This window comes from Bradyrhizobium nivariense (assembly GCF_029846695.2).
Taxonomy (GTDB): Bacteria; Pseudomonadota; Alphaproteobacteria; order Rhizobiales; family Xanthobacteraceae; genus Bradyrhizobium.
Genome location: NZ_JARWCR020000027.1, coordinates 90,129 through 96,831, shown reverse-complemented (window position 1 = coordinate 96,831; position 6,703 = coordinate 90,129). Strand labels below are relative to the sequence as shown.

Here is a 6,703-nt window from a genome sequence, read left to right as displayed (position 1 = left end):
GCCCGCCCCCGCCGCGCAATGCGCGCGCGCCCTACCTCGTCTACGCCAGCGACGACACCGGCGACGTCGTGCTGACGTTCTTTCGCGCAAAACCCGGCTATGTCGAGAAGCTGCTGCCGATGGGCGAGAAGCGCTACGTCTCGGGCACGCTGCAGATGTATGACGGTATCCCGCAGATCGTACATCCGGACCGGGTGCTGGACGAGGAGGCGATCTCAAAACTCTCCGGCATCGATCCCGTCTATCCCTTGACGCAAGGCCTTGCGCTCGGCTCGCTCCGCCGCGCGGTCGCGCAGGCGTTGCAGAAGCTGCCGGCGCTGCCGGAATGGATCAGCCCCGAGGTGCTGCGCCGCTGCAGCTTCCCGCCGGTCGCAGAGGCGCTCACCCGCGTGCATCAGCCGGTCGAGCTCACCGACATTCTGCCTGACCAGCCGTTCTGGTCGCGCCTCGCCTTCGACGAACTCCTGGCCGGGCAACTCGCGCTCGCCCTGATTCGCGCGCAATTGCGCCGCCCGGCCGGCGTGCGCAACGCCGGCGACGGGCACCTTCGCAACAAGATCATCGATGCCCTGCCCTACGCGCTGACGTCCTCCCAGCGCGACGCGGCGGCGGCAATCGCGAGCGACCTGCAACAGCCGGTGCGCATGTTGCGCCTGCTCCAGGGCGACGTCGGCTCCGGCAAGACCGTGGTCGCGCTGCTCGCCGCCGCCGCCGTCACTGAGGTCGGCAAGCAGGCGGCGCTGATGGCCCCGACCGAAATTTTGGCGCGCCAGCACATCAAGACCATCGCTCCGCTCGCCGAGCGCGCGGGAATGCGGGTCGCGATCCTCACCGGCCGCGAAAAGGGCAAGGAGCGGCAGGAACTGCTGGCACAACTCGAAGCCGGCGAGATCGACCTGCTTGTTGGCACCCACGCGCTGATCCAGGACGACGTGATCTTTAGCGATCTCGCCCTCGCAATCGTCGACGAGCAGCACCGTTTCGGCGTGCGTGAGCGGCTGGCGCTCACCTCGAAGGGCGAGGCCGTCGACGTGCTGGTGCTGAGCGCCACGCCGATCCCGCGCACGCTGGTGCTGACCTATTTCGGCGACATGGACATCAGCGAATTGCGCGAAAAGCCGGCGGGCCGCCAGCCGATCGAAACCCGCACCATATCGATCAGCCGCCTCGACGAGGTCACCGATAGCATCGGCCGCGCGCTTCTATCAGGCAAGCTGGTCTACTGGATCTGCCCGCTGGTCGAGGAATCCGAGGCCGAGGGTACCGAGCACCTGACCAATGCGACCAAGCGTTTCGAAAGTCTGCAAAAGCGTTTCGGCGACCGCGTCGGCCTCGTCCACGGCCAGATGAAAGGCACCGAGAAGGACCGCGTCATGGGCCAGTTCGCCGCCCACGAGATCGGGCTGCTGGTCGCGACCACCGTGGTCGAGGTCGGTGTCGACGTGCCGGCGGCGACCATCATGGTGATCGAGAACGCCGAACGCTTTGGCCTCGCCCAGCTTCATCAGTTGCGCGGCCGCATCGGGCGCGGCTCGGAGGCCTCGACCTGCCTGCTGCTCTACTCCGAGCCGCTCGGCGAGATGTCGAAGGCGCGGCTGAAGGTGATCCGCGAGACCACCGACGGTTTTCGGATCGCCGAGGAAGACCTGAAGCTGCGCGGCGAAGGCGACGTGCTCGGCGTGCGCCAAAGCGGCCTGCCCGGCTACCGCATCGCCCGCTCGGAAGTGCATGGCCAGCTCATCACGCAGGCCCGCGACGAGGCGCTGCGCATCCTGAAGGACGATCCCAAGCTGAAGGGCGAGCGCGGCGAGGCGCTGCGATGCCTGCTGTATCTTTACGAGCGGGACGAGGCGATTCCGTTGATCGGGGCGGGTTAGCTGGCCGCTCTCTGTCGCCCAACCTCATAGGCCGCCACATGCGCGCGCGCCAAATTCAATAGCGGCGTGTCGATACCCAGCGCACGGGCCCGGTTGGCCATATCGCCAAGTATATGTTCCGCCTCGGTCACCGAGCCGCGCTCGATGTCCCGCAGCATCGAGGCCTTGAGCGGCGAGTTCGCCGTTGTGAAGAGCTTCCGATCGAACTCGATGAACGGCGCTCGTGGCTCAAAACCTGAGGCGCTCGCCACGGCACAGCATTCCGCAAACAGGCGGAAAATGAACTCCTCGCCGTTCGGCACGGCCAGAATGTCTCCGATGCTTGCACGCATCAGGCAGGTGATGCCGGCGAGCGTGCTCAGCTGGACAAATTTCTCCCACATGTCCTGCATGATCGATTCGCTGGCGCGCACGTCGATACCGGGGATCTCGAGCAGTGACTGCAACGCGCGCGCCCGCTCACTGATCGCCCCCTTGACCTCACCGAACACGATGGTCTGATTGGCCATGAACTGAACGACACGACCATCCGCATCGAGCCCGGCACTGACGTTCGCGAGCCCGCCGAGGACGTGCGCGGCGCCGAACCGCGCTGTCAGGGCGTCGATATGTTTCAACCCGTTGAGGATCGGCAAAATCATCGTGCTGGCGCCAACGGCCGGTGAAAACTGGCTCATCGCGTCATCGAGCGAATAGGATTTCACGCCGACGAGCACGACGTCGAACGGCTCCTTGAGATCATTCGCCAGAAGGATCTTCGGCTGCAGGGCAAAGTCGCCGTGCGGGCTCACGATCCTCAATCCATCCCGCCGCAATTGCTCCGCCCGTCCGGACCGCACCAGAAAGGTCACGTCAGCGCCCGCTCGGACCAGGCAAGCTCCGTAATAGCCTCCGAGCGCTCCCGCGCCGATCACGAGCACCCTCATTCGAACTCCCGCGTGAAATCACATGTCATGCTTCGCGCATTCAGCCATCGCCCACTTGGCAGGGCAAGCAGATTTCGCTTCAGCCCAGGCCCGCTTCAGTGCGGCGTTGACCTTCGCCCCGAATGCGCCAGCAAAAACCTGCCGTGCTCGGCTTCGGTCGCCTCGTTGGCGGGGAACATGCACTCGAGCCGCAGCTCTTCCGCAGTCACCGTCTGCGGCGTTCCGACCGTCGTGATCAGGGAGAAGTAGTCCAGCATCACCCCGTCCTTGACGAAGGACAGCGGGATCATCGGCATTGCATCAGAGGCCGACGGCGCACGCCATTCCGGCTTCACGCCGGGGTATTGCGACAACTCCCCCAGCAGTGCCTTCGTCCTGATATCAACGACGTGCCCGACCGCCTCGCGATACACCCTTGCGAGCAGTCCGCGCGCGGTCTGCGGCCAGTTCGCGATGAAGGGGCGCATGCCGTCCGGATCGAACATGAGATGCAGCAGGTTTCGTGGCGCCGGTCGCGCCGACATGTCGATGAAGCAATTGAACAGAAGCGGTGCAGCCTCGTTGGTCATCAACACGTTCCAGTACCGGTCCATGACGATGGCGGGAAACGGCTCGTGCTGACGCAGCATGCGTCGCAGAGCGCCATTGATGCTCGTCATGGCCGGCGTGTCGAGCGCGGGATCGGAATAGGACGGCGCGTAGCCGGCGGCTAGCAGCAGCTCGTTGCGTTCGCGCAAGGGCACATCGAGGGCTTGGGCAAGATCGAGCAGCATCTGGCGGCTCGGAACGCTGCGACCGCTCTCGACGAAGCTGATGTGCTTCTGCGAGACGCCGGCGTCGAAGGACAGGTCGAGCTGTGTCTTGCCGCGAATGTCCCGCCATTGACGCAGGAGCGCGCCCGCGGAGCTGGCGCGTATCTTGAGGGCGCTGGCCGTCGCTTTCATGGTCAGTCGGTCCTTCCCGTCGATCTGCGGCATCGTCAACGCGCATCGGCGGCGGTGCGCCGAGGCGCCGCCGCCGATGGCAGCAGGTTGGATTCGATCAACCGAAAGCGACCGGCCCTACGGCGCCGACCCAGTGCCGTACCTTGGTATCGTCCGTCTCGTCCATGTAGAAGAAGTGCGTCATCGTGGGATGCACCGTCTTCATCGAGGGATCATCGGGTGTCATGTCCACGACCCCGCGAAACACCTTCAGGGAGCCGGCATCCCAATATTCGGTGACGTGATGCAGCGCGGTGAAGCCGGTGTCGATGAAGGCCTTCAGATTGGCGCGGATCGCGTCGCGCCCCTTCCAATCTGCGACGCCGAGATTGCAGACGGCATCGTCCGTAAAACAGTCGAAACCCTGGCCGAAAGTCTTGTCGTCGATCTCGTGCCACATGTCGAGCAGCCATTGCGGCGGCTCCTTCTTCGTAAACACGACTTGCATATCTCTCTCCTCATGCACTGACACACGCGCGACAGGAGGCTTGATTGAATGCTTCCTGTCGGGTGGATGACCGGAAGAGTAGTCAAGCTGCGAGTTGGCTCAATTACATGCCAGGTAATAAAGCGCGTCCAGGAGGCGTCCTCTTTCCCTGGGCCCGACTTTATGGAACCCTACGGCGATGCGCCGGATCATCGTCGTTGGCAGCCAGGGTAGCGGAAAGACGAGCCTCTCCCGAAATCTCGGGCAAAAGCTCGGGCTGCCCGTGGTGCATCTCGACGTGCTCTACTGGCGGCCGGGCTGGAAGCCGTCCGACAAACCGAGCTTCCGGACACGTGTCGCTGATGCGATCGCGGGCGACGAATGGGTTGTCGACGGCAGCTTCTCGGGACTTGCCTTCGATCTCACGCTCGCGCGCGCCGACACTCTGGTCGTCATCGACCGCCCGCGCTGGCTCTGCCAGTGGCGCATTCTCCAGCGCTCCGCCTTCGATCGCCACAGGACCCGGCCTGACCTCCCGGAGGGGTGCCCCGAACAATTCGACTGGAAAATGATGCAGGAGGCGTGGCGCTACGACACCGAGCGCGCGCCTGTCATCGAGGCCGAGCGTGTGCAATATGGCGCTGACGTCCCGGTCGTACGCTTGAGACGCGATCGGGACATCCAGGGTTTTCTGGATTCGGTGCACGGCCAGTGCGCGATGGCCGTGACATAAGACCGGACGATCAGGATTTCTTCTGCGCGATACGCGCGGCGAATGCCTTCATCAGGTCTGCGTCCGCCGCCTCGCCTTTCGCGTCCTCGGCGAGATGCTCGAACCAGCGCGCAAAGCCCTCGTAGATCAGGCCGGCCGGATGATCGGGGCCGAGGAAGCCGGAAATCTCCCGCATCTCCGCAACCCAGCGATAGGCCTTCGGGATCATATCCGGCAGCGCGACTTCCAGCCGGGCCAGGACCGCGGGCTGGCTCAGTGCGAGCTCGTCACGCAGCGCATCGGCTGCGCCCGCTTTCGTTGCCGCGACCACCATCGCCGAGCCGATGCCGGCGAGGCCCTTGACGATGCCGGCGTAGGACATTTTCAAAGCCGACGCCGCTCCGACCGGGCCCTCGACGATCCGCACGTCGAGCCCGAGGTCCTTCAGCACAGCGACCTCTCCGGCATGCTCGCCGGACATGTAGAAGGCCGGGCTCTTGCCGCCGGGCTGGGGTGGGAATCCGATGATGCCGGCATCGACGAATGGCGCCTGTGCCGATCCGATGATCTCCTCGATCCTCATCACGGTATCGACGTTGACGGCATTGCAATCGACCACGACCGGCTTCTTCTCGCGCCGGACGATCAGGCCCGCCAGCCGCTCGGCGAGCGCCACGGCTTCGCCCGGCGGAACGATCGAGAGAATGATGTCGGCGTCCGCGATCGCGTCGTCCTCGGCGCCGATCATGCCGGCATCCGCCGCGCGCTTGCGTGTCGCCTCGCTCCGCCCTTTCAACGACGTCAGCACGCGCGCACCGTGCTCGCTGAGGCGGCGGGCCACCGCGCTGCCCATGGCACCGGGCGCGAGGATCGCAATGGTCTTTGACGTCGTTTTGGACATCGTGCACTCCAGGTCGGATTCCGAGCGACGCGCTCAGTTCAACCGGAGACTAGCAGAGGACGGGACGCCCGCGTGACCGGCGGCCATCCCGCAGAGGAATGGCCCTACTCCACCTTCGCAGGCTGGGGCTGGAGCGCCGAGGCGTTGGCAATGCGCGCGGCATTCGCCATGCCCGCCAGCGCGGCTGCCTTCTTCGGATCCGGCGTCGAGCCGGGCTGCACCACGCCGGCCGACATGATCAGGGTCGCGGCATCCTCGGTGCTCATGTCGACCTCGACAATCTTGCTCTTGGGCACGTAGAAGAAGAAGCCGGTGGTCGGATTCGGCGAGCACGGCAGGAACACCGAGACGTGCTCCTCCTGACCCGGCAGGCTGCGGGAGACGTCCTCGTTCGGCGATTGCGAGATCAGCACGATCGACCACATGCCCGGCGAGGGAAACTCGACCAGGCCGACTTTGCGGAAGCTCGAGCCCTTGCCCGAGAACAGCGTCTCGAACACCTGCTTCAGGCCGCGGTAGATGGCGCGCACCGCCGGAATGCGGCCGAGAAAGGTCTCGCCGACATCGACCAGCGTCCGGCCGATCAAATTGGCCGCAAGGAATCCGACCAGCGTCAGTGTGAAAAATGCGACGATCAGGCCCCAGCCGGGAACGACGTAGGGCAGATAGGTCTCGGGCCGATAGGCCAGCGGCACGAATGGCCGCACCACGCCATCAACCCAGGTGACGAACCACCAGACCAGATACAGCGTGATCGCAATCGGCCCCGTCACGATGAGGCCGGTGAGGAAATAATTGCGGAAGCGGCCGATCAGGCCAGTATGCGGCTCCGGCACGGGGTCGAGAGGCGCAGGCGCGTCGTCACGGGGGGTCATTC

General features: G+C 65.0%; 7 protein-coding genes. 2 read left to right on the top strand and 5 right to left on the bottom strand.

From position 1 onward, the window contains the following. Window positions 1-1,877, top strand: a 1,877-nt coding sequence (gene recG / locus QCM77_RS22570; RefSeq protein ID WP_279684929.1) for an ATP-dependent DNA helicase RecG, incomplete at its 5' end; no start/stop codon positions are given. Here the strand turns inward: recG and panE are convergent. From panE to QCM77_RS22555, 3 genes are all read right to left on the bottom strand, one after another. Beyond that, window positions 1,874-2,803: a 2-dehydropantoate 2-reductase gene (panE, locus tag QCM77_RS22565; protein ID WP_279684927.1), complete on the bottom strand. Its 930-nt coding sequence runs from the start codon at window positions 2,801-2,803 to the stop codon at window positions 1,874-1,876. The two genes, recG and panE, sit on opposite strands and share 4 nt — an antisense overlap. Before the next feature lie 95 nt (window positions 2,804-2,898). Continuing rightward, a complete protein-coding gene (locus QCM77_RS22560; protein ID WP_279668131.1) occupies window positions 2,899-3,747 on the bottom strand; it encodes a helix-turn-helix domain-containing protein in 849 nt (282 codons plus the stop codon). A 97-nt stretch (window positions 3,748-3,844) separates the two neighbouring features. Then, a complete protein-coding gene (locus QCM77_RS22555) occupies window positions 3,845-4,234 on the bottom strand; it encodes a nuclear transport factor 2 family protein (protein WP_279668129.1) in 390 nt (129 codons plus the stop codon). Between the two features lie 178 nt (window positions 4,235-4,412). Between QCM77_RS22555 and QCM77_RS22550 the strand changes: the two genes are divergently transcribed. After that, a complete protein-coding gene (locus tag QCM77_RS22550) occupies window positions 4,413-4,946 on the top strand; it encodes a P-loop NTPase family protein (protein WP_279668128.1) in 534 nt (177 codons plus the stop codon). Between the two features lie 10 nt (window positions 4,947-4,956). On the opposite strand, the gene QCM77_RS22545 is transcribed toward QCM77_RS22550, so the two are convergent. Together QCM77_RS22545 and QCM77_RS22540 are read right to left on the bottom strand one after the other, a co-directional pair. Continuing rightward, a complete protein-coding gene (locus tag QCM77_RS22545; protein ID WP_279668127.1) occupies window positions 4,957-5,826 on the bottom strand; it encodes an NAD(P)-dependent oxidoreductase in 870 nt (289 codons plus the stop codon). Between the two features lie 104 nt (window positions 5,827-5,930). After that, on the bottom strand, window positions 5,931-6,701 hold the full coding sequence (locus QCM77_RS22540) for a DUF502 domain-containing protein (RefSeq protein ID WP_279668125.1): 771 nt from the start codon (window positions 6,699-6,701) through the stop codon (window positions 5,931-5,933). Window positions 6,702-6,703 lie beyond the last annotated feature (2 nt).